Annotated in this window: 23 protein-coding genes and 1 riboswitch; of the genes, 20 read left to right on the forward strand and 3 right to left on the reverse strand. The window is 44.3% G+C overall.

Annotated features, from left to right (window positions below; all coding sequences use genetic code 11):
* The first annotated feature begins 56 nt into the window (after window positions 1-56).
* The 3 genes from QMA01_RS16010 to QMA01_RS16020 all read left to right on the forward strand — a co-directional run bounded on the left by QMA01_RS16010 (window position 57) and on the right by QMA01_RS16020 (window position 3,676).
* On the forward strand, window positions 57-824 hold the full coding sequence (locus tag QMA01_RS16010; RefSeq protein WP_290186640.1) for a SurA N-terminal domain-containing protein: 768 nt from the start codon (window positions 57-59) through the stop codon (window positions 822-824).
* A 375-nt stretch (window positions 825-1,199) separates the two neighbouring features.
* Window positions 1,200-2,696 carry a glycine betaine uptake BCCT transporter gene (locus QMA01_RS16015; protein WP_191716536.1) on the forward strand — a complete coding sequence of 499 codons (1,497 nt, stop codon included), beginning with the start codon at window positions 1,200-1,202 and terminating at the stop codon, window positions 2,694-2,696.
* Between the two features lie 80 nt (window positions 2,697-2,776).
* Window positions 2,777-3,676, forward strand: a complete 900-nt coding sequence (locus tag QMA01_RS16020) for a 5'-3' exonuclease (protein ID WP_290215481.1) — start codon at window positions 2,777-2,779, stop codon at window positions 3,674-3,676.
* On the opposite strand, the gene QMA01_RS16025 is transcribed toward QMA01_RS16020, so the two are convergent.
* The 3 genes from QMA01_RS16025 to QMA01_RS16035 form a co-directional block, all read right to left on the reverse strand.
* Window positions 3,654-4,169: a C39 family peptidase gene (locus tag QMA01_RS16025; protein ID WP_191716534.1), complete on the reverse strand. Its 516-nt coding sequence runs from the start codon at window positions 4,167-4,169 to the stop codon at window positions 3,654-3,656. The genes QMA01_RS16020 and QMA01_RS16025 overlap by 23 nt on opposite strands.
* A 52-nt stretch (window positions 4,170-4,221) precedes the next feature.
* On the reverse strand, window positions 4,222-4,671 hold the full coding sequence (locus tag QMA01_RS16030) for an STAS domain-containing protein (RefSeq protein ID WP_191716533.1): 450 nt from the start codon (window positions 4,669-4,671) through the stop codon (window positions 4,222-4,224).
* Between the two features lie 160 nt (window positions 4,672-4,831).
* Window positions 4,832-5,152: a thioredoxin family protein gene (locus QMA01_RS16035; protein ID WP_191716649.1), complete on the reverse strand. Its 321-nt coding sequence runs from the start codon at window positions 5,150-5,152 to the stop codon at window positions 4,832-4,834.
* Window positions 5,153-5,362: 210 nt separating this feature from the next.
* Between QMA01_RS16035 and QMA01_RS16040 the strand changes: the two genes are divergently transcribed.
* From QMA01_RS16040 to sufU, 17 genes are all read left to right on the forward strand, one after another.
* Entirely contained in the window at window positions 5,363-7,747 is a 2,385-nt protein-coding gene (locus QMA01_RS16040) for a 3-hydroxyacyl-CoA dehydrogenase/enoyl-CoA hydratase family protein (RefSeq protein ID WP_191716532.1), read from the forward strand.
* 28 nt (window positions 7,748-7,775) lie between these two features.
* Entirely contained in the window at window positions 7,776-8,951 is a 1,176-nt protein-coding gene (locus QMA01_RS16045; protein WP_191716531.1) for an acetyl-CoA C-acetyltransferase, read from the forward strand.
* A 130-nt stretch (window positions 8,952-9,081) separates the two neighbouring features.
* Complete coding sequence (locus QMA01_RS16050; RefSeq protein WP_191716530.1) at window positions 9,082-10,863, forward strand: acyl-CoA dehydrogenase family protein; 1,782 nt, start codon at window positions 9,082-9,084, stop codon at window positions 10,861-10,863.
* Between the two features lie 106 nt (window positions 10,864-10,969).
* Entirely contained in the window at window positions 10,970-11,323 is a 354-nt protein-coding gene (locus tag QMA01_RS16055; RefSeq protein ID WP_191716529.1) for an arsenate reductase family protein, read from the forward strand.
* Window positions 11,324-11,402: 79 nt separating this feature from the next.
* The gene (gene gcvH / locus QMA01_RS16060; protein ID WP_191716528.1) at window positions 11,403-11,783 is read left to right on the forward strand and encodes a glycine cleavage system protein GcvH; all 381 of its coding nucleotides are present in this window, start codon (window positions 11,403-11,405) and stop codon (window positions 11,781-11,783) included.
* 227 nt (window positions 11,784-12,010) lie between these two features.
* Window positions 12,011-12,349 (forward strand): ribonuclease M5, encoded by a 339-nt coding sequence (locus QMA01_RS16065; RefSeq protein WP_191716527.1) that lies wholly within the window; start codon window positions 12,011-12,013, stop codon window positions 12,347-12,349.
* Between the two features lie 5 nt (window positions 12,350-12,354).
* Window positions 12,355-12,681: a thioredoxin family protein gene (locus QMA01_RS16070; protein ID WP_191716526.1), complete on the forward strand. Its 327-nt coding sequence runs from the start codon at window positions 12,355-12,357 to the stop codon at window positions 12,679-12,681.
* 104 nt (window positions 12,682-12,785) lie between these two features.
* Window positions 12,786-12,890, forward strand: a riboswitch (SAM riboswitch).
* Between the two features lie 88 nt (window positions 12,891-12,978).
* Window positions 12,979-14,004: a methionine ABC transporter ATP-binding protein gene (locus tag QMA01_RS16075; protein WP_191716525.1), complete on the forward strand. Its 1,026-nt coding sequence runs from the start codon at window positions 12,979-12,981 to the stop codon at window positions 14,002-14,004.
* Window positions 13,997-14,665 (forward strand): methionine ABC transporter permease, encoded by a 669-nt coding sequence (locus QMA01_RS16080; protein WP_191716524.1) that lies wholly within the window; start codon window positions 13,997-13,999, stop codon window positions 14,663-14,665. Before QMA01_RS16075 ends, QMA01_RS16080 begins: the two co-directional genes overlap by 8 nt.
* 52 nt (window positions 14,666-14,717) lie before the next feature.
* On the forward strand, window positions 14,718-15,530 hold the full coding sequence (locus tag QMA01_RS16085) for a MetQ/NlpA family ABC transporter substrate-binding protein (protein WP_191716523.1): 813 nt from the start codon (window positions 14,718-14,720) through the stop codon (window positions 15,528-15,530).
* 151 nt (window positions 15,531-15,681) lie between these two features.
* Window positions 15,682-16,854 (forward strand): dicarboxylate/amino acid:cation symporter, encoded by a 1,173-nt coding sequence (locus tag QMA01_RS16090; RefSeq protein ID WP_191716522.1) that lies wholly within the window; start codon window positions 15,682-15,684, stop codon window positions 16,852-16,854.
* A 99-nt stretch (window positions 16,855-16,953) separates the two neighbouring features.
* Entirely contained in the window at window positions 16,954-17,478 is a 525-nt protein-coding gene (locus tag QMA01_RS16095) for a hypothetical protein (protein WP_191716521.1), read from the forward strand.
* Window positions 17,479-17,685: 207 nt separating this feature from the next.
* The gene (locus QMA01_RS16100; RefSeq protein ID WP_191716520.1) at window positions 17,686-17,841 is read left to right on the forward strand and encodes a YuzK family famiily protein; all 156 of its coding nucleotides are present in this window, start codon (window positions 17,686-17,688) and stop codon (window positions 17,839-17,841) included.
* A 263-nt stretch (window positions 17,842-18,104) separates the two neighbouring features.
* Window positions 18,105-18,890: a Fe-S cluster assembly ATPase SufC gene (gene sufC, locus QMA01_RS16105; protein WP_290186712.1), complete on the forward strand. Its 786-nt coding sequence runs from the start codon at window positions 18,105-18,107 to the stop codon at window positions 18,888-18,890.
* Window positions 18,891-18,908: 18 nt separating this feature from the next.
* Window positions 18,909-20,213, forward strand: coding sequence for a Fe-S cluster assembly protein SufD (gene sufD / locus QMA01_RS16110; protein ID WP_191716518.1), 1,305 nt, complete (start codon window positions 18,909-18,911; stop codon window positions 20,211-20,213).
* A complete protein-coding gene (locus tag QMA01_RS16115; protein ID WP_191716517.1) occupies window positions 20,213-21,442 on the forward strand; it encodes a cysteine desulfurase in 1,230 nt (409 codons plus the stop codon). The genes sufD and QMA01_RS16115 overlap by 1 nt, the downstream gene beginning before the upstream one ends.
* A complete protein-coding gene (gene sufU, locus QMA01_RS16120) occupies window positions 21,432-21,869 on the forward strand; it encodes a Fe-S cluster assembly sulfur transfer protein SufU (RefSeq protein WP_191716516.1) in 438 nt (145 codons plus the stop codon). Before QMA01_RS16115 ends, sufU begins: the two co-directional genes overlap by 11 nt.
* The last annotated feature ends 12 nt before the right edge of the window (window positions 21,870-21,881 follow it).

The following is a 21,881-nucleotide window of genomic DNA, read 5'->3' on the forward strand; positions in this document are numbered from 1 at the left end:
ACAGCTGGACTCAATGTGCTACACTAACGGACATGATGTTTGAGAGGGGAATTTTAATGATTAAAAAAGTTTTATTGACAATTGTACTTGGTGGATCAATGGCGGCAATGGCAGCTTGCGGTGGCGATGCTGAAGAGAAAACAAACGAGGAAGCAGCGCCACAAGAAGAAACTGCAGCAGCAGATGAAGCAACCGGTGAACAGCCGGAAATGCCGGAACCTGATTTAAAAGACATCCCTGATGTCGTTGCAGAAGTAAATGGAGAAGAAATCGATAAAAAAGAATTTGAATCGGCTTATACAGGCCAATTCCAGCAGATGGCCATGCAGGCCCAAATGTCTGGACAAGAGGTAGACCAGGCTCAGCTGAAAGAGCAAATTGCTGAAAGTTTAGTTGCACAAGAGCTGTTGGTTCAAGAAACGGAGAAACAGAAAATCGAAGTGACAGATGAGCAGACCGATGCCTCGTTGAAAGAATTGGCTGAGCAAAACGGACTGGCATCTTCTGAAGAGTTCTTGGCCGCACTTGAAGAGCAGGGGCTTTCTGAAGAAGAAGTGAGAAAGCAAGTACAAACACAAGTAAAAGTGGATCAATTGGTTGCACAGGAGGCCGGCGAAATAAAGCCGACTGAAGAAGAGCTCAAGAAAGTTTATGAGCAAGCCCAAGCCCAGCAAAAAGAGGCTGGCAGTGATGAAGAGCTTCCGGCATTCGAAGAAGTGAAGCCGCAACTTGAAGAACAGGTTAAAATGCAAAAAGAAAGTGAAGCTGTCCAAGGATTGATCGCTAAACTCCGCGAATCGGCAGACGTCACAATTAACTTATAAAACAGCAGCCAGATCCCGTGTGGATCTGGTTTTTCTATGCCTATTCTACATGTAAGTTCTTTCATTTTATTTCCTATTTATAAGAAAACGGTTTATAGATTGAAGATAAGGGTATTGAAAATAGGTGCAATTATCAGTCATATAACATATCGTCCGTATCATTTTCTAACTAAAACAGCGGGTTTGACAGGAATAGAAATCTTCCGTATGCTTTAAACTTGTGATAATGAGAAACTTGAGGCAGCGGAGGTTCTTCATTCACCGCTGATTTTAAGTTGCTCAATTCGTGCTTTGGCGGTCAGTGGACTCCTACTTAGAGCAGTAGGAGTATTGCTGGCCGTTAAAGCGGAATAAAAATTAAGGAGGGGGTACTATATGAAGAAAGTAACCAATGTTTTTTGGATTGCACTTGCGCTCGTATTATTGGCCATTGGCTACGGAGCAATTGCACCCGATAATTTTGCAGAAGTTACAGGGAATATAGAATCATTCCTGACAACTTCGTTCGGATGGTATTATTTATTGGTAGTTTCCATCATGGTTTTGTTCTGTTTGTTTTTCCTCATCAGTCCGATGGGGCAAATTAAACTGGGCAAAGATACAGACAAACCCGAGTTTTCATTCGGAACATGGATTGCCATGCTGTTTTCAGCAGGAATGGGAATTGGTCTGGTATTCTGGGGAGCCGCAGAGCCGCTGTCGCATTTTGCAATCGATTCGGCTACAGCTGAACCCGGAACCGCAGAAGCTATGCGCGAATCAATGAGATTCAGCTTTTTCCACTGGGGAATTCATGCGTGGGCGATATATGCCGTAGTGGCATTGGCACTTGCATATGCCCAGTTTAGAAAAGGGGAGCCGGGATTGATTTCCGCTACTTTGAAGCCGTTGTTTGGAGATAAGATGAAAGGTCCATGGGGAACATTAGTAGACGTCATCGCTGTTTTTGCAACAGTTGTGGGTGTCGCAACAACTCTGGGCTTTGGTGCTATTCAAATCAATGGCGGCCTTGCGTTCTTATTTGATGGAATAGCAGGAGACAGCTTTGCTGTTCAATTGATCATTATTGCTATTGTAACGGTATTGTTTATGTTTTCTGCATGGAGCGGATTAAGCAAAGGAATTAAATACCTGTCCAATACAAATATGGTGTTGGCAGTCGTATTGCTTATCGCAGTCATCATACTTGGACCAACTTTATTGATTATGAATATGTTCACGAATACAATCGGTACATACTTCCAAAACTTAATCGAGATGAGTTTCCGCTCAGCGCCGATAGATGGAGAAAACCGGGCCTGGATTGATGGCTGGACAATCTTCTATTGGGCATGGTGGATTTCCTGGGCTCCGTTTGTCGGTATTTTCATTGCACGTGTATCCAAAGGCCGGACAATTCGCCAGTTCTTGTTAGGTGTCTTGATGATTCCAACTTTCATCAGTTTCCTTTGGTTCTCAGCGTTTGGTACAACTGCAATTGATGTACAAAGCAGCGGAGTGGATCTGACAGGCTTGTTGACGGAGGAAACTTTGTTCGCAGTATTCAATGAATTGCCATTAGGTGTCTTGCTGTCGGTTATTGCGATTTTCCTGATTACGACGTTTTTCGTCACTTCTGCCGATTCCGCAACATTTGTACTGGGAATGCAGACGACAGGCGGATCATTGCATCCTCAAAATACGGTAAAACTGACATGGGGAATTTCCCAATCAGCAATCGCTGTAATCTTGTTATCCACAGGAGGACTCGATACATTGCAAACGGTGTTGATCATAGCGGCATTCCCGTTCTCGATCATCATGCTGCTGATGATGGCGTCCTTCTACAAAGCACTGAATATCGAATACAAAGCTATAAAACGAAAACGTTAAAACCGCCGCTTCGGCGGTTTTTTCATTGGAGAACAGGTATAATGGGAGTCAGGAAACAACAAGATGGAGGATTTTTAACTATGGAAAAACCGCATGTATTATTAGTGGACGGAATGGCGTTGCTGTTCCGCTCATTTTTCGCAACTTCAGCAGTAGGCCAATATTTCCGCACCACTAATGGATTGGCAACAAACGGAGTACAGGGTTTTGCGCGCCACGTATTGGCGGCGAAATCATTGATGAAGCCGACGCATATGGCTGTTTGCTGGGATATGGGGGCGAAAACATTCCGCACAGAGCTATTCGATGGCTACAAAGCGAATCGTCCGGCACCTCCAGAAGATATGGTTCACCAGTTTGATTTGGCTCAGGCGATTTCTGAACAGCTTGGCTGGAAGAATTATGGGGAGAAGGGAATTGAAGCTGATGACTTTATCGGTTCGTTCACAAAGCAGTGGCAGGATCAAGTGGATTTCACGATCATTACCGGTGATAAAGACATGCTGCAATTGCTGACGCCCTCAGTCAATATCGCGTTTATGAAAAAAGGCTACCACGTCTATGATGTTTACACGGAAGCCAGGTTCATCGAAGAGTACGGCATTCAGCCATCACAATTTGCGGATGTTAAAGCGTTTATGGGCGATCCGAGCGACGGTTACCCAGGAGTCAAAGGCATCGGTCCGAAGACTGCGCTTCAGCTGATCCAAAACTACGGTTCGACGGACGGCGTACTTGAAGCCATTGACGAACTAAAGCCTGCACAGAAAAAGAAAATCGATGAGCATAAGGAAATGCTTTTGCTATCAAAAAAACTGGCTGTCATCAAATGTGACATCCAGTTGGAAGTGGCACTGGAGGAACTCACTGTTCCTGCCTACACCAATGAACATATTCAATTATGCCGCGACCAGCAATTGCTGTTGCTTGCCAAACAACTCGAAAAAGATGTGGGTGTTACTGCCGATCCCTGGGCATAATCTTTACAAAAGTCAACACCTTACGATTTTCCAGATAAGAAACCGTCCGCATTTTACTGGGGCGGTTTTTTTGTCCGTTGTCGTGGATATACAAAACCAGATCATCGGCTTCCTCTTTAAAGCCGATCAGCGGTACCCAATGATAGCTGAAAAGCGGTTTTGAAAACCATTGGAATGTAAAATAGCGGTCGAACTTCATTGCAAGCGGCCGTCCTGCCAACAATTCTTCCTTGACCTCATCGAGGCTTCGAATTTTTTTCACTTCGTAACGTTTCCCGCCGACTTTATGGAAATTTTTAATCAACCGCCAAGTGAACAGTCCGATAGGGGTTGAGCCAAGCATGCGGTAAAGCTGGTCGACTCCAATTTTTAGCCCTTCATGGTGTTGAAGAATCGAGGCGGCAGTGACAGGGCCACATGCAGAAGAACGGTATTTCTCAGAAACGGATTCATCATGCTGAGACAGTCCTTGAAATGCGATCAGCTTTTTCACAGCGAATACCTCCGAATCATTTTGATTGCACAGCTTGTCATATTCTTAAAGGCTAGTTTTTATTTTCCGTAAGCAACTGTTCCAAAGCAACTCTGAAAGTTGTATACACTTCCAGCTCTACTTGGATGCCGGCGTGAACAATCTCACGCACAAACAATGGATTAAATCCTGCGTAAATAGCACGCAGCCCCATTAGTCCAAGAGCAGAATTTAACTGGCTCAATTCACTGCCAAGCCCGTCGTAATCGAATTCTGCAAAATCATCCGTCGTTACGCCGGTGAAATCGAAAATGACGCGTTCTGTTTCGCGATGCTTTTCTGCATACTTCAAGACTTTCGTGCGGATCATATCAAAACGGTCTGTGAAAATGAAACCCGCAATTGGCACTAAAATAGTTTTAGGGACAATCGATGGAATAATGGGTGCCGACATGTTCTTAATAAGCTTTTCGTAATAAACAAGCTGTTCTTTTAATTCTTTAATTTCCTGTTGTGAATCCATTTCCAATACCTCCGCAGTTTTTATAAGATGCTCGAATCAATTAGTGAATATGAGAATAGTATTTGATCAGCCTCTTTGTTCACTACGAATAGAGTTTACATCAGCAGCTGAAAATTTAATACGTTCTATATTATAGCGAAAAAAAGGAGCAGGCGGGAGCCTACTCTTTTTGGTCATTTAAAAATTCAGTAACCGATTCAGGTGATTTGGCGTTGGCGCTGTGAAGATGAGCGGTCTTTTCGCCGTCTTTAAAAATTAATAGACTTGGAATACCCATGACATCATATTTTTCAGCAAGGTCTGGAAGCTCGTCGCGGTTCACGTCAAACCATTGGTACTGGTTGAATTCTTCGATGATAGGATCGATGAACATGTCCATGCGTGTGCAGTCCGGGCACCAGCCTGCTTGGAATTTCACAATAACCGGTTCACTGCCTTTTATAACTTCGTTAAATTGGTCGTTCGTAGTAAGTGATTTCATCATGTTGCCTCCTTCTAGGTTCTCTTTAAGTTTACCGTGCTTTTCTCAAATTGCAAAGAATCTGTTTATGAAAATTTATGGGAATTTTTTAACGATTAAATATTGCGAAAAAAGGAAATATAACTTACACTAAGAGACATAGAGAACGTTCTATTTTTTTAATCAAAAAATGAATGAGGGTTCATTCAAAAATTCAAGGAGGGTTTGCTAGTGGCTTACCAAATTAGAAAAGCGGCTGTACTCGGTTCAGGTGTAATGGGTTCAGGAATCGCAGCGCACCTTGCAAATATAGGAATCCCTGTATTGTTGCTTGATATTGTTCCGCGTGAATTGTCGAAGGAAGAACAGGCAAAAGGGTTAACTTTAGAGGACAAGGCTGTACGCAATCGCATTGCAACTGGTTCTATCCAGAAACTGCTTAAGCAGAAACCGGCTCCATTGACAGCTAAAAAGAATCTTCAATTAATCACACCAGGAAATCTGGAAGACGATCTTGAAAAATTACAGGAAGTCGATTGGATCATTGAAGTCATTGTTGAAAATCTTGACGTGAAAAAATCATTATACGAAAAAATTGATGGCGTCAGAAAAGACGGCACCATCATTTCTTCAAATACATCAGGCATCAGCATTAATGCGATGGTGGAAGGGCGCTCGGAAGATTTCGGCAAACATTTCCTTGGGACCCACTTTTTCAACCCGCCTCGCTATTTGAAACTGTTGGAAGTAATTCCTGCGAAAACTACAGCTCCTGAAGTCGTGGAGTTTATGACAACATTCGGAGAAGACGTTTTAGGCAAGGGTGTAGTAATTGCAAAAGACACACCGAATTTTATCGCTAACCGCATTGGGACATACGGATTGCTTGTCACTTTGCGTGAAATGATGGCACGTGGCTATTCAATCGGGGAAGTGGATTCTGTAACGGGGCCATTAATCGGCCGTCCGAAATCAGCGACATTCCGTACATTGGATGTTGTAGGGCTGGATACCTTTATGCACGTAGCTAAAAATGTCTATGACCAAACTTCAGGTGAAGAACAGAAAGTGTTCGAAGCACCCGTATTTATGAAGAAGATGGTAGAGAACGGTTGGCTTGGCGCAAAATCGGGCCAAGGGTTTTTCTTGAAAAAAGACAAAGAAATCCTGGAGCTTGATCCGGAGACGCTTGACTACCGCGCAGCCGGAAAATTGAAAACGCCTTCACAGGAAATGGCGAAACAGCAAAAAGGCCTTGCGGCTAAAATGAAAACGCTTGTCTATGCAGAAGATCGCACCGGAGAACTGCTTTGGAGCGTACTGGCTCCGACATTGCGTTATTCGGCCGAATTGAACGGGGAAATCGCAGACGACATCGTTGCCATCGATAATGCCATGAAATGGGGCTTCGGCTGGGAACAAGGTCCGTTTGAAACCTGGGATGCCATCGGTGTCCAAAAATCAGTTGAAAAAATGAAACAGGAAGGGCATCCGGTTCCAGCATTCGTGCAGGCCTTGCTCGACAGCGGAAACGAAACCTTCTATAAAGAAGAAAATAACGACCTTCATTTCTTCAACGGCACAAGCTATCAGCCAGTTCCAGTGAATGAAAAAGTGATTGACTTGAAACGCTACAAGAAAAAGCACGGCGTCATCAAATCAAATTCAGGTGCAAGCTTGATTGACTTAGGCGACGGGATTGCATTGCTTGAATTTCATTCACGCTCGAATGCCATTGGCTTGGATATCATGCAAATGATCAATTACGCAGTCGATGAAGTGGAGAAAAACTTCAAAGGGCTAGTCATAGGCAATCAGGGCAAGAATTTCTGTGTAGGCGCGAACCTCGCCATGATTCTGATGGAAGCACAGGATGACAATATTTTTGAACTTGATTTCACCATCAAGACATTCCAAAATGCCATGATGAAAATCAAATACAGCAATAAACCGGTAGTAGCAGCACCATTCGGCATGTCTCTTGGCGGCGGCGCAGAAGTGGCATTGCCGGCTGCACACATCCAGGCTTCGATGGAGACCTATATGGGCTTGGTGGAGGCAGGCGTCGGGCTGATTCCGGGCGGCGGCGGAAACAAAGAGCTTTATATGAAGCAGTTGAAAGGTTTGCCAAATGGCGTGACCGTAGATTATCAAAACGTCGCCAGCAAAGTATTCGAATCGATTGCGATGGCGAAAGTCTCCACGTCAGCAGAAGAAGCACGGGAAAACAACTTCTTGAATTTCGTGGACGGCATCAGCGTCAACAGCGACCATTTGATCTACGATGCGAAACAAGCGGCTCTTGCACTCTACGAAACGGGCTATCAGGCACCGCAGCGTGAAAAAGTACCGGTAACCGGTGAACCTGGCTACGCGACATTGTTATTGGGCGCAGAAGGCATGTTCATTTCCGGCTATATCAGTGAATACGATTTAAAAATCGCCAAAAAACTGGCGTTTGTACTGTCAGGCGGAAAAGTTCCCTATGGCACAAAAGTGGACGAGCAATACTTGCTTGATCTTGAGCGCCAAGCGTTCTTGAGTCTTGTAGCAGAACCGAAAACCCAGCAGCGCATGCAGCATATGCTGGTTAAAGGAAAACCATTACGTAATTAATCGTTGATTATAAAAGGAGGAACTACACATGCGTGAAGCAGTAATTGTGGCCAGTGCTCGAACACCGGTCGGAAAAGCGGCAAAAGGTTCTTTAGCCACGGTGCGTCCGGACGATTTCGGCGCATTGGTTGTTAGAGAAACGCTACAGCGGGCTGGCGGGTACGACGGGCCGATAGATGATTTGATCATGGGATGTGCCATGCCGGAAGCAGAGCAAGGCATGAACATCGCACGCAATATCGGAGCACTTGCAGGTTTACCGGATACGGTCTCAGCCGTTACCGTCAACCGTTTCTGTTCTTCTGGCCTTCAGTCGATCGCCTATGCAGCAGAACGCATCATGGTTGGTTCAGCTGAAGCAATCATTGCAGGCGGCGTAGAATCGATGAGCATGGTGCCGATGATGGGCAATGTCATCCGTCCAAACGCGAAATTGGCAGAAACAGCACCGCAATACTATATGAGCATGGGGCATACGGCAGAACAAGTAGCCACACAATACGGCATCAGCCGTGAAGACCAGGATGCATTTTCTGTCCGTTCCCATGAAAAAGCGGCAGCAGCCATTGCAGCCGGGCACTTTGATGAAGAAGTTGTGCCTGTCGAAGTGACGAAACGATATGTTGATGAAAACAATAAATACCAGGAGAAAACATCTATGTTCGAAATGGATGAAGGTGTCCGCCATGGCACCAGCATCCAAACCTTGAACAAATTGCGCTCTGCTTTCTCAGCCCGTGGCACGGTTACCGCTGGAAACTCTTCACAGACTTCTGACGGCGCCGGCGCATTGCTGGTGATGGACCGTGAAAAGGCAGAAGCTCTAGGCTTGAAACCGATTGCGAAATTCCGTTCGTTTGCAACTGGCGGCGTACCGCCGGAAGTAATGGGCATCGGTCCTGTTGTAGCCATTCCAAAAGCCTTGAAATTGGCTGGATTGACGATTGATGACATCGATGTATGGGAATTGAACGAAGCATTCGCTTCCCAATCGCTTGGCGTCATTCGGGAGCTTGGATTGGATATCGACAAAGTCAACTTCAACGGGGGAGCCATTGCACTTGGCCATCCACTGGGGGCGACGGGCTCGATCCTGACGATCCGTATGATGAGTGAATTGAAGCGCCAAGGCAAGCAGTTCGGTGTCGTCACAATGTGTATCGGTGGAGGAATGGGCGCAGCAGGCGTCTTTGAAATGCTGTAGAACTGAATTTGATAAATATTTTGTAAGGATATGGAGCATATCAGCGGAAACTCCAGCGGAAAGCGTCCGCCTGGAGCGATTTCTTTAAAATAGAACATAATAAGCAATTACAAAATAGGAGGAATACAAAATGGAACAATCAAAAACATTGATCAAAGGCGGCAGTTTCTTAATTGAAGATGCGGATCTGTCACGGGTATTCACACCGGAAGATTTCACAGAAGAACAAAAAATGATCGCGAAAACGACTGAGGATTACGTCAACACAGAAGTAATGCCAGTAGTTGAAAAACTGGAAAACCACGAATTTGAGCATTCTGTCCGTCTGTTGAAAACGGCAGGCGACCTTGGCCTTCTTGGTGCTGATGTTCCGGAACAATATGGCGGTTTAGGATTAGACAAAATCGCATCAGCTTTAATCGCTGAAAAAATGTCGAAAGCGGGCGGCTTCTCAATCACTCACGGAGCACACGTCGGTATCGGTTCACTGCCAATCGTTCTTTTCGGTAATGAAGAACAAAAACAAAGCTACTTGCCGCGCCTTGCGACAGGTGAAATGATTGCAGCTTACGCTTTGACTGAGCCAAGCTCAGGGTCAGATGCATTAGGAGCGAAAACAGTTGCCAAGCTGAACGAAGCAGGCACACATTACGTATTGAACGGTGAAAAGCAATGGATCACCAACGCTGGATTTGCGGATGTATTCGTAGTCTATGCAAAAATCGATGGAGACAAATTCTCTGCATTTATTGTAGAGCGCGAATTCCCTGGCGTTTCTGTTGGACCGGAAGAAAAGAAAATGGGCATCAAATCGTCTTCTACACGGACGTTGATTCTGCAGGACGCTGAAGTTCCCGTCGAAAACCTATTGGGCGAAGCTGGGCGCGGACATATCATTGCGTTCAACATCTTGAACATCGGCCGCTACAAATTGGGAGTCGGCACTATCGGGGCTTCTAAGCGCGCAATGGAATTGACGATCCCTTACACGAACCAGCGGCAGCAATTCAAGACACCAATTTCCTCATTCAACTTGACGCGTGAGAAATTGGCGACAATGGCATCTAAATTATACGCAGTTGAAAGCTCTGTATATCGTACTGTTGGATTGTTCGAAGACCGCATGAGCAGCTTTACGGATGAGCAGCATGCTGATGGCAAATTAGTGGCTGATTCGATTGCTGAGTTTGCAGTAGAATGCTCACTTAATAAATTCTTCGGTACGGAAACATTGGATTATATCGTAGATGAAGGCGTTCAGTTGCACGGAGGCTACGGCTTTATGCAGGAATACGAAATTGAACGCATTTACCGTGATTCACGCATCAACCGTATTTTTGAAGGAACAAATGAAATCAACCGTCTATTGGTGCCAGGAACGCTATTGCGCAAAGCAATGAAAGGTGAATTGCCATTATTGCAGCATGCACAGAAGCTTCAGGAAGAACTGATGATGATGATGCCGGAAGAAGTTGGCACAGAAGCTTTGGCTCAAGAGAAGTACTTGGTGAAAAATGCCAAGAAAATTGCTTTGCTTGCTGCAGGCCTAGCGGCTCAGACATACGGCACGAAGTTGGAAGCGGAGCAGGAAGTGCTTGTCAACATCGCAGACATCGTGAGCAACGTCTTTGCGATGGAATCAGTAGTGTTGCGTACAGAAAAAGCGATTGCTGCTTCAGGTGAAGAAAAAGCCAAGCAAAAACTTCTGTATACGCAGATTTATTGCCAGGAAGCATTCGACCAGATTGAAAAGGATGCCAAAGAAACGTTGATTGCAGCCATCGAAGGCGACAACCAGCGCATGATGCTTTCAGCATTGCGTAAATTGACCCGTTCAACGCCTTACAACGTCATTGCGAAAAAACGCGAAGCGGCTGTTAAGTTGATTGACGTTGAGAAATACATCGTTTAAGGGATAACGGTAACAGGCAGATCCGAACTTATCGGATTTGCCTGTTTTTTTTGCGTCGACCGAAAGCCTTCTTTTTGGTAAGCTTAGAAAAAAGGGAGGTTCTAACTTGATTACTTATTATGCGTACCCGAAATGCACAACTTGCCGGAAAGCGAAAAGCTGGCTGGACAAAAATAATGTGGAATATAATGAAATACATATCGCAGAAAACCCGCCGACAAAAGAACAATTGGCTGAAATCTATCAGGCTAGCGGTGTGGAATTGAAGAAGTTTTTCAATACAAGCGGTTTAATCTATCGTTCGCTTGGCTTGAAAGACAAATTATCGACCATGACCGAAGAACAGCAATTAGAGCTTTTGGCTTCAGATGGCATGTTGATCAAGCGTCCGTTGGCTTGGGATGGAAAAAAGGTGACACTAGGTTTTAAAGAAGCCGATTACCAGAATAACTGGCTTTAAGAAACGGCATCATCTTGTATTTCACAGCTGTTTATGTCAAACTGAAATTGAATCAACTACATAATTTGGAGGGGTCAAGATGAGCACACCAGCAGAACTTCGTTATTCTAAAGAACATGAATGGGTTAAGATCGAAGATGGCAATGCGCGTATCGGAATTACTCATTTCGCACAGGCTGAATTGGGAGATATCGTATTTGTTGAACTTCCACAAGTTGGCGATGAACTGAAAAAAGACCAGCCTTTCGGCAGCGTTGAATCCGTTAAAACAGTTTCGGAATTATATGCACCAATCAGCGGCAAAGTGATCGAAGTCAACTCCGAGCTTGAAGACAGCCCGGAATTCGTCAACGAGTCACCTTACGAGCAGGCATGGATGGTGGTTATTGAAGCCCCTTCTGAAGAAGAAATCAGTGATCTGATGAATGCTGATCAATACAAAGAAATGACCAACGAATAATTCCCGGAAAGCGCCTTTAATTTGGCGCTTTTTTTATTTGCGCCAAAGACGGAGAGAGTTGTGAAGAACCCCTATTCACTAGGTATCGAGTCCAATCTCTTGAACTAACCGTGCACCAACTGGTTTTTGAAAAGCTTATTTGTGGAATAACTCAATATAAAGGGGTATATTTCAACTTATATAGAAACAGCTTTTGAACTTATTCTATATTCGATGGGGTGAGTGTTATGGGAAAGGTGATTGTTGTGGAAGGGCTCAGTGATAAGACGAGAATTGCACCGCTCATTGCAGAACCCGTGACGATTCTTTGCACAAATGGTACAGTAAGTCCAACGAGACTTGAAGAATTGCTGCTGCCATATGAAGGCCAGGACATCATTATATTAGTGGATGCAGACTCTTCAGGAGAAAAATTGCGGAAGCTGGTCAAGCGTGAGTTCCCTGAAGCCCGGCATTTTTATGTGAACCGGAGCTACAAGGAAGTCGCAGCAACGCCGCTCCGGATCCTGATGGATGTGCTCATCTCAGCGAATGTCCAGGTCAATAAGCTATTAACAGAGGGATGAAGACGATGCAGGAATGGACTCATAAAGAATGGATCAAAGAAAAGAATACCAATCGCACTACCGCGTATTACTTATACACACCGATGTGCGGGACTTGTCAGGTAGCTTCCAAAATGCTGTCGGTTGTCACAGAACTATTGCCGGATCTTCCGATTGGCAAAGCGAACTTGAACTATGTACAGGAAATTGCAGGAATGTATGAAGTGGAAAGTGTTCCTTGCCTGCTGATTACAGAGAATGGGAAGCTCAAGGAAAAGATTTACGCTTTCCAATCGGTACCTTATTTATATGGCAAGTTGAAATCTGTTGACGAATATAGCCGGTCATGGTAAATTGAATTTCTGGTAAGAAAAGCGCGGGACTCTATTTGAAATAGGCGAAGCGTAAGATTTACCACCAATTAAAATCTATTCTGTTTTACTAATTTCATATCGAACTCTTATTAAGAGTGGTGGAGGGAAGTGCCCTATGAAGCCCGGCAACCGTCATGAAAATGAAATGGTGCCAAATCACACGAAGCGAAAGCTTTGGAAGATGAGAGATTGGTTTCCGTATAATATACGTTTGCCCTTCTGCTCAGTTATGCGCGGAAGGGTTTTTTATTTTTAGGATTCAGGGGTGTTCAACGAATGATCGAGTTAAAGAAAGTGACGAAAAAATTTGATACAGGCAAGGCGGTTCTTACGGCTGTCGACCAAGTTGATTTATCTATTGCTGATGGAGAAATATTTGGGATTATCGGATATAGTGGAGCCGGTAAAAGTACATTAATCCGCTTGTTGAATGGATTGGAAAAACCGACTTCCGGCACTGTGGAAATCAACGGAAAGGTAATTACGTCCATTAAAGGCGGGGAATTGCGGAAAGCGCGCCAAAAAGTCAGCATGATTTTCCAGCATTTCAACTTATTATGGTCGAGGACGGTTAAAGAGAACATCGAATTCCCTTTGGAAATTGCGGGAGTCTCAAAAGCGCAGCGTGGAAAACGGGTGCAGGAACTGATTGAGCTGGTTGGATTATCGGGCCGCGAAAATGCTTATCCATCGGAACTGTCTGGCGGACAGAAGCAGCGTGTCGGTATTGCCCGTGCGCTGGCGAACGATCCGGAAGTCCTATTATGTGATGAAGCAACTTCTGCACTTGATCCGGAAACGACAGATGCAATCCTAGATTTATTGGTCGATATCAACAAGCGATTAGGCTTGACCATCGTATTGATTACTCATGAAATGCACGTCATCCGAAAAATCTGTCATCGTGTTGCTGTAATGGAAGGCGGGCGTGTCGTGGAGCTCGGGGATGTTCTGAATGTTTTCCAATCACCAAAAGAAGAAATCACCAAACGCTTTGTGGCCCAGGTCACTGATAGTGGAGATTCACAGGAAACCATCAAAAACCTTCGTGAGTTGTATCCGACAGGCGAACTGGTGAAATTGGTTTTTGTCGGAGAACAAACCGAACAGCCAATTCTGACAAAACTGATTCGCAGCCATTCGGTGGAAGTCAATATCGTCCAAGGCAATATTTCGCATACGCAACGTGGAGCTTATGGAACATTGATTCTTCAGTTGAAAGGCTCTCCTGGTGAAATGGAAGAAGCTTTGGCATTTCTCCACTCAGAAGATGTTCAAACGGAGGTAATGCACAATGATTGATTCGTTATTCCCCAATGTAGATTGGGACAGTATGTGGGAAGCCACACTTGAAACTCTTTATATGACAGCTTTATCAACGTTGTTTACATTCATCATCGGTTTGGCTCTTGGAATCCTGTTATTTTTGACAGCTCCGAAGCAATTATGGGCCAATAAAGTGGTCAATTGGCTGACAGGTGCATTCGTTAATATATTCCGCTCCATTCCATTTATCATTTTGATTATTTTATTGATTCCTTTTACGTTATTCCTGATGGGTTCCATTCGGGGGCCAAACGCAGCTTTGCCCGCATTGATCATCGGCTCAGCTCCATTTTATGCACGCATGGTGTTGATTGCATTAAAGGAAATCGACAAAGGAGTCATCGAAGCAGCACGCTCTATGGGCGCGACGACCGGCACAATCATTTGGAAAGTGCTGCTGCCTGAATCGAAACCGGCATTGATTTCCGGAATTACGGTAACAGCCATCGCATTGGTCGGCTATACGGCTATGGCAGGCATCATCGGTGCAGGCGGCCTTGGGACATTGGCTTTCCTGGATGGTTTTCAGCGCAGCCGTGAAGACGTCACATTGATGGCGACGATCCTAATCTTGATCATTGTGTTCGTCATTCAATATATTGGTGATTTGGTAACAACAAAAGCAGATAAACGGTAATTGCGGATTTTCCGTTCCATAAACTAAAACACAGCAAAAGGGAGAGATAAAGATGAAGAAATTTGTAGTAGGAACAGCGTTGACAGCTTTAGTACTTGCAGGATGCGGAAATGGCGGAGCGGGTGAAGAAGAATCTAAGACTTTGCGTGTTGGTGCTTCCAATGTACCCCATGCTGAAATTCTAGAGCAAGCACAGCCACTTCTTGAAGAACAAGGAATCGAATTGGAAATTGAAACATATCAGGATTATGTCCTCCCTAACGAAGACTTGGAGTCTGGTGAAATTGATGCCAACTACTTCCAGCATATTCCGTATTTAGAATCACAGGTAGCGGATCATGGCTATGAATTCGAAAATGCTGGCGGAATCCACATCGAACCAATCGGAGTCTACTCACAGGATTACGCATCTCTTGATGAACTTCCAGAAGGCGGTACGATTTTGATGAGCAACTCGGTAGCGGATCATGGGCGTATTCTGTCACTGCTTGAAGCTGAAGGTTTGATCAAATTGGCTGAAGGCGTTGATAAAACAGCTGCTGAAGTAAGCGATGTTGTTGAAAATCCTAAAAATCTTCAGTTTGACGCGAACTATGAGGCAGCCCTGCTGGTTCAAATGTATGAATCCGGTGAAGGCGATGCTGTCTTGATCAATTCCAACTATGCCATTGATGCAGGAATTAGCCCGTTGGAAGATTCAATTGCACTTGAATCATCAGAGTCGCCTTATGTAAACATTATTGCTGTTCGCGCTGGCGATGAAGAGAATGAAAATGTAAAAGCATTGGTAGAAGTTTTGACATCTCAGGAAATCCAGGATTTCATTCTGGAAGAGTGGGGCGGAGCGGTCGTACCAGTAGATTGATTTTAAAAAGCATCTTTCGGGATGCTTTTTTATTTTTGGTGAAATAATAAAAATATTCCGTAAATTAATGTATAACTTACATTTTGTCTTAGTCTGTGCTACTTTTGAATAATAAAAAAGAAGCATTTGTTCATATGAGGAGGACAATTTCGTGAAATTCAATTTTGGTTTATTGCCGAGAATCATTGTGGCAATCGTTTTAGGTGTCCTTATTGGATTAGTTGCACCGGAAAGTATGGTGCGGGTTTTCGCTACCTTTACATCGCTTTTCGGAAATTTCCTAAACTTTGTGGTGCCGTTGATCATTCTTGGGTTCATTGCTCCAGGTATTGCGAAATTAGGAAAAGGTTCAGGCAAATTACTGGGGATGGCTACTGGTGCAGCATATGCGTCTACCATCATAGCAGGCGTGTTAGCTTTTTTTGTGGCAGTTACAGTCTTGCCTAATTTTATGCAAGAAGGTTCTTTAAGTGGCATGGAAGATCCGGAAAAGGCATTAGCAGCGACGTTCATTACATTAGACATGCCCCCTGTCTTTGGTGTGATGTCTGCACTGATTCTCGCGTTCTTGCTCGGTATCGGCATGGCGTCAACGGGCAGCAAAGTTATGGTTTCGTTTTTTGATGAATTCCAGGCGATTATTGAAAAGACAATTTCTTATGTCATCATTCCTCTTTTGCCATTTCATATCTTTGGTATTTTTGCGAACATGGCGTATGGCGGAGCCGTATTTGAAATTCTGTCATTGTTTGCGATTGTCTTTGTCATGATCATCATTCTGCATTGGGTAATGCTATTGCTGCAGTATTCAACAGCAGGAGCATTGAAAGGAAGAAATCCATTTATCCTACTAAAAACCATGATGCCGGCTTATTTTACAGCTCTAGGAACGCAGTCTTCAGCAGCGACTATCCCGGTGACGCTTCGCCAGGCACGCAAATCGGGTGCCAATGAACGGGTAGCGGACTTTACAGTTCCTTTGTTTGCGACGATTCATTTGTCAGGCAGTACCATTACTTTGGTGTCCTGTGCCATCGGTGTCTTATTGTTGACGGGCGGAACCCCAGTGTTCAGCGATTTCTTTCCATTCATTTTAATGTTGGGCGTTACGATGATAGCAGCTCCAGGAGTTCCGGGAGGCGCTGTTATGGCAGCAATCGGATTGCTGGAAGTCATGCTTGGATTTGACCCTACTATGGTGGCGTTGATGATCGCCCTTTACATGGCCCAGGACAGCTTTGGAACAGCTGCCAACGTCACGGGTGACGGCGCTTTGGCACATATTGTAGATCGTTTTACAAATGGCAAGAAAAGTTTGCAATAATTAAGCGATTCTGGAGATTGCGGCTATTTCATCTAGTCTATTCTATTGGTAATTTCTGTGCTATTATAACGGAGATATTACACAATAGGGGGAAACATCATGAAGAAATTTGCAGCAATCGCGTTAACTGCCACCGTTTTTTTGGCGGCATGTGGAACAGATGAAACATCCGATACGAAAGAAGCGACTGCAGACTCAGGCGTTTCTGAAACGGACAAAGATGTAAAGCAAGAATTGATGAAGTTTTATATGGCCATTCCAAATACGATCAATGCAGTTGACGGCGATTTGAATTTGTTTGAAATGGGCCAAGCTGAAGGTACATTGCCAGAGGGTGAGGAACTGCAGACAATGAAGGATGCAGCTATCCTATCTGCTGAAAATGCGGCAGATGCTGTAGAAACCTTAGAAATTCCAACAGCATTGGAAGGTCAGCAAGAACAAATCGAAACAGCATTTACAGCGATAATGGAATCTTATGAGATGAAAGCCGAAGCATTGGCGAAAGACGCTTCTTTTGAAGCAGCTGACAAAAAGTTTGGTGAAGCGGATGCTTTGTTAAATGAATTGTTGGTGGAGCAGGATTTAGCCCCTTCGAGCGTCTACAATGAAGTTTCACAGTAAATAGATTGAACCCCAGACATTCACTTGTCTGGGGTTTTCTGATATTGGTAGATTAATAAGGAAATAGTTCTATTTTCAGATTAATTAGACAATAGCCGTGTTTATATGGTTGTTGATGGGGTATACTTACAAACGTAATCCTAAATCCCAAAAGATTGAAAGGAATGGTTCATTATCGAATCGCAAGGAATTGAAAAGACGGAGAAAATGGAACAGGCATTCAGAAACGCACATGGTTTCGGAATTGACGAGTACCAAAATGACCCTGACAAAATCATCGAAGTAGAACAGCGCCGTGAACAGGATTATCAGCTAGGCCAAAAAGTAGCCAGCCAAATCGAACGGCAGGTACATCGAGACTAAACATATAAAAACGGAACCAGCATCCTCGGATGCTGGTTTTTTATTGATACGGATTCTCATTTAGATACCTTTTATTGAAAATATAGAAGCATGACAGTTGTCATACAGCGCTTTTAGAAAATACTAGGAAATACAGTATTCTAAAATGTTTTGCTTAAACTTTTGAAGCAGTTTAATGATTTGCCAGTAAGGTGAATATGGGTTAAGATTAGAATGATACTAATTAAGAATGCTTTGCCATTCAAAATTAACTTTATGGAGGTATTTACATGTCAACTTTGGTCATTAAAGATTTACACGTTAAAATCGAAGACAAAGAGATTTTAAAGGGTGTAGACTTAACAATTAATACAGGTGAAATACATGCAATCATGGGGCCTAACGGCACAGGGAAATCTACTTTAGCATCGGCTATCATGGGGCATCCAAAATATGAAATTACTCAAGGATCTATCACTTTGGACGGCGAAGACGTTCTCGAGATGGAAGTTGACGAACGCGCACGCGCTGGCCTTTTCCTAGGTATGCAATATCCAAGCGAAATTTCTGGAGTGACCAATGCTGACTTTATGCGTTCAGCAATGAACGCACGCCGCGAAGAAGGCGATGAAATTTCTTTGATGAAATTCATCCGCGAGTTGGACAGCAAAATGGAAGTGCTTGATATGCAGGAAGATATGGCACAGCGTTACTTGAACGAAGGCTTCTCAGGCGGGGAAAAGAAACGCAATGAGATTCTTCAATTGATGATGATCAAACCGAAATTCGCGATTCTGGACGAGATTGACTCTGGTTTGGATATCGATGCATTGAAAGTTGTTTCAGAAGGCATCAACCAAATGAGAAGCGAAAGCTTTGGCTGCTTGATCATCACTCATTACCAGCGTTTGCTGAACTACATCACTCCTGACCATGTCCATGTAATGATGCAAGGACGCGTAGTCAAATCAGGTGGAGAAGAACTTTCTCACAAACTTGAAGCTGAAGGCTACGACTGGATCAAAGCTGAACTTGGCATCGAAGATGAGACTGTAGGACAACAAGCTTAATTGGAAGGGGCAACTAACGTGACGGTTGAAACAAATCTATCAATAACCGAGCAGGAAGTACGTTCCTTCTCGGCTTCTAAATCAGAACCTGAAGAGTTTACAAACTTGCGTGTTCAGGCGCTTGCAGCTGCAGAAACATTGCCGTTGCCAAAACCTGATAAAACAAAAATCACTGCCTGGAACTTTACAGAATTTCCGGTTCATTCAACAGAGAGTTCAACTTACTCATCGCTTACAGAGCTGCCTGAAGAGGTTCAGTCTCTTGTTGACTTGAAACAGAAAAGCTTGTATATCCAGCATAACAATACACCAGCCTATTTAGCATTGCCTGAAGAGCTGAAAGCACAGGGAGTTATCTTGACAGATATCTTCACAGCGATTCGTGACCATGCAGATCTTGTCGGGAAATACTTTATGAATGAGGCAGTAAAAGCGGAAGAACATAAATTGACATCCCTTCATGCAGCTTTATTAAACGGTGGAGTATTCCTTTATGTTCCTAAAAACGTCATAGTTGAAGAACCTGTACAAGTGGTATTCATTCATGACAATGAAGATGCTTCGCTGTTCAACCACGTGTTGGTGGTAGCAGACACAAGCAGCCAGGTGACTTACGTTGAAACCTATATCTCAACTGTTCCACACGCGAACGGATTGGCGAATATCGTTTCTGAAGTCATTGCGGAAGATAATGCAAAAATCACTTACGGCGCAGTAGATGTATTGGCTGAAGGATTTACTGCTTATATCAACCGCCGCGGAGTGGCAAAACGCGATGCGACGATTGAATGGGCACTTGGCATGATGAACGACAGCGACACCATCTCTGAAAATACAACTTACCTGATTGGCGATAACTCAACAGGCGATACAAAAACAGTGGTAGTTGGAAGAGGATCCCAGAAACAGAACTTTACAACAACTGTAAGACATTGGGGCAAAAATTCAGAAGGCCAGATCTTGACTCACGGCGTGATGAAAGAAGCCGCATCTGCTATTTTCAACGGGATCGGTAAAATCGAACACGGTGCATCAAAAGCCAATGCCGAACAGGAATCGCGTGTGCTGATGTTGAGTGAAAAAGCACGTGGAGACGCTAACCCGATTCTTCTAATCGATGAAGATGACGTAACTGCAGGACACGCTGCATCAGTCGGACGTGTTGATCCGCTTCAATTGTATTATTTGATGAGCCGAGGCATTACAAAACAAGAAGCTGAACGTCTTGTTATTCACGGCTTCCTGGCACCGGTTGTCCGTGTATTGCCAATCGAAGGCGTTAAAAAGCAATTGACGGAGGTTATCGAAAGGAAAGTCCGCTAATGATCAACCAAGAGATAAAAAGCTATTTTCCGATACTCAACCAAGAAATAAATGGGCATCCGCTTGTTTATCTGGACAGTGCAGCCACTTCACAGAAGCCGGTTCAAGTGATCGAAGCCATGAAGAACTACTATGAGTTCGACAATGCCAACGTACATCGGGGCGTCCATACGCTCGGGAACCGTGCAACTGAAAAGTACGAAGGCGCGCGCGACAAAGTCCGGAAATTCATCAACGCCAATTCAACGGAAGAAATCATTTTCCTGCGGGGAACGACAACAGCCATTAACCTTGTTGCGCAAAGCTACGGCCGAGCCAATGTGAATGAAGGCGATGAAATTGTCATCACCTACATGGAACACCATTCCAATATTATTCCGTGGCAACAATTGGCGAAAGAACGTGGAGCCATTTTGAAATATGTTGAACTTGAAAAAGATGGCACGATTTCCTTGGAGCAGGTTCGCGCTGCTGTAACCGAACGGACGAAGATTGTTTCGATGGTCTATGTCTCGAATGTTCTCGGCACTATGAACCCGGTCAAAGAAGTCGCTCAGATCGCCCATGAAAATGGAGCGGTTATGGTTGTCGATGGCGCTCAAGCAGCACCGCATCTGAAAATAGATGTACAGCAGCTTGACTGTGATTTCTTTGCTTTTTCCGGCCATAAAATGTGCGGCCCTACAGGGATCGGCGTTCTTTATGGCAAAAAAGAATTATTGAACAACATGGAACCGGTGGAGTTTGGTGGAGAAATGATTGATTTTGTCGGATTGTACGATTCGACTTGGAAAGAGCTGCCCTGGAAGTTTGAAGGCGGTACACCTATTATTGCAGGTGCTGTCGGATTAGGCGCAGCGATTGATTTTCTCAACGAAATCGGCTTAAATGAAATTGAGAAACATGAGCACCAAATGGCTGCTTATGCGATGGATAAAATGGGCGGCATCGAAGGACTGGAAATCTACGGTCCAGCTGATCCCCAGCATCGGGCAGGCATCGTCACCTTCAACTTGAACGATGTCCATCCGCATGATGTTGCCACTGTCCTTGACATGAGCGGTATTGCGGTTCGTGCAGGCCATCACTGTGCGCAGCCTTTGATGAAATGGCTGGAAGTTACAGCTACAGCACGCGCAAGCTTCTACTTATACAATAGCGAGTCAGATGTTGACCGCTTAGTGGAAGGTCTGCGTTCAGCAAAGGAGTATTTCAACGATGTCTTCTAATTTAGATCAATTATACCGACGCGTCATTATGGACCATTACAAAACGCCCCGCAATAAGGGCACAATTGAAAACAACAGCGTCAATATCGAGATGAACAATCCGACCTGTGGAGATCGCATCCATCTGACTTTGCAGGTCGAAGACGGCATCGTCAAAGATGCGAAGTTTGACGGTGAAGGATGTTCGATTTCTATGGCTTCAGCTTCGATGATGACGCAGGCAGTTAAGGGGCAGGAAATTGATACGGCATTACGGCTTTCCGGCATCTTTTCTGATATGATGCTTGGCAAAGAGTACGATGATTCGATTGACCTTGGTGACATTGAAGCATTGCAAGGCGTCTCTCAGTTCCCGGCCCGTATTAAATGTGCGACTTTAGCTTGGAAAGCCATGGAAAAAGGCGTGCAAAACGAAGAAAAATCGTAACACAGAACGGAG

It is taken from the genome of Planococcus notacanthi, from assembly GCF_030407825.1.
GTDB lineage: Bacteria > Bacillota > Bacilli > Bacillales_A > Planococcaceae > Planococcus > Planococcus notacanthi.